Annotated in this window: 1 protein-coding gene; it reads right to left on the reverse strand. The window is 65.7% G+C overall.

Annotation, left to right across the window (positions count from 1 at the left end; all coding sequences use genetic code 11):
* Positions 1-17: 17 nt before the first annotated feature.
* Positions 18-1,709, reverse strand: coding sequence for an ISAzo13 family transposase (locus ABGB16_RS33605; protein ID WP_347672079.1), 1,692 nt, complete (start codon positions 1,707-1,709; stop codon positions 18-20).
* Between the last annotated feature and the right edge of the window lie 57 nt (positions 1,710-1,766).

Below are 1,766 nucleotides of genomic sequence, written 5' to 3' on the forward strand. Positions count from 1 at the left end.
TTAGGGCTCGCAGATAATTAACTCGCCGGTTTGATCTTGGCGGCTTCTGCGTTGGCGATGAAGCTGACGATGTCGGTGGGCGTGTGGAACCGTGCTGTCGAGGCAATGGCCGTGTGGTCGTGGTGGTCGAGGAGTTTCTGGGTTTCGGCGATGGCGCGGGTGATCTGGCTTCGGTGGACTCCGAACAGCTGGGCGAGGAGTGGTTGCGGGAAGGATCGGCGGAGGTAGAGAACGGTGGCCAGAACGCGGTCGGCTGGCGTGAGTTTGGGTGGTGGGCCGGCTCCGGGGGCGCGGCGGCGTTCTGAGCCGCGCCGGATGTGACGTTGCTGTTCACGCTGGGCCGCTTGGGCTGCGGCGAGTTCGGCGGTGATGTCTTCGAGCTGCTGACGGGGCATGCCTGTCAAGGCGGGATGGGACAGCGTGTGGCGGTCCGGGCCGGTCAGATCCCGTGGTGCGGGCTGCGAGGGCATGTCGCCGGGATCGGGTTGGGGGCCATGCGCGGTGCGTGGGTTCAGTGTGTAGTTCCAGTCGCCGTGGAAATCGTGGCGGGTGATGTCCAACGTGGTCATGGTTTCCTCGCTGACCTCGATCCCGATGGGGTAGCTGCCGGTGTCGAGTTCGGCGTGCACCCGTAGGCCGGTGCCGGTGGTGGTCGCGGCGATGCTCTCCAGGATGACCTCGTGGCTGGTCAACGGTTGACCGCGCCAGTTCATCGTGATGTGACAGAACAGCCGGTGCTCTATCTTGTTCCACTTCGAGGTCCCAGGTGGCAGGTGGCAGACGGTGATGGCCAGTCCGATTTCGGTGGCCAGGGCCGCCAGCTCGGCCTTCCACGCCCGGGTGCGGTAGCTGTTGGAACCGCCCGCGTCCGCGGTGATCAGCAGCCGTTGCGCCTGTGGGTAGCCGGCCTGGCCGGCACCGGTCCACCAGCGGCGGATGGACTCCACCGCGAACCCGGCGGTGTCATGGTCGGTGCCGACGTTGACCCAGCCGGTGTTCGCGGCCAGGTCGTAGATCCCGTACGGCACCGCTTTACCGAGATCCTTGTCCGGGAAGTCATGGGTGCCGACCTTGACCGGGTCACCTTTCGGCGACCAGGTCCGGCCGGCGTTCTTGAACTGCCCGATGATCTCCTTCTTCTTGCAGTCCACGCTGATCACCGGGTCGCCGGCGTCCCGGAACACGCGTGCCTGTTCGTTGATGTAGCGGAACTGCGCGTCCCGATCGGGATGCTGACGACCTTCCAGGGTCTTCGCGTTGCCCTGCAGGCTGAAACCCTCGGAGCGCAGCACGTCACCGACCGTGTCCGCCGACACCCGATGACCTTGGCGAGTCAACTCAGAGGCAAGGTTGCGGGTCGACTTCGTCGTCCACCGCAACGGTGACATCGGATCCCCACGCATATCCGGCTCCACTAGCGCCAGCAACGCGGCCCGCAGTCCCGGATCGACGTCCACCACACGCTTACGACCCCCACCAGGCCGACGCACCCGACCCAGCGGGGCCCGCCCCGAGTCAAGCTCGCTGACACCCAACGACACGGTCGCCTCACGAACCCCGGCCGCCCGCGCGACCATCCGGATCCCGCCATGGCCGATCGAGCGCGCCTCCGCGCCGAACAGCAGACGCCGCTGACGCTCATCTAGATGCGGAACGATCGCTTCGAACTTCGCCGCCAGCACCGCTTGCCGTTCGTCCACTGTGCTCATACCACAAAACCGAGGGCCATTCACGAAGACTACGGGTTAATTATCTGCGAGCCCTTA

The organism is Micromonospora sp. B11E3, assembly GCF_039871625.1.
In the GTDB taxonomy this organism is placed as follows: Bacteria; Actinomycetota; Actinomycetes; order Mycobacteriales; family Micromonosporaceae; genus Micromonospora.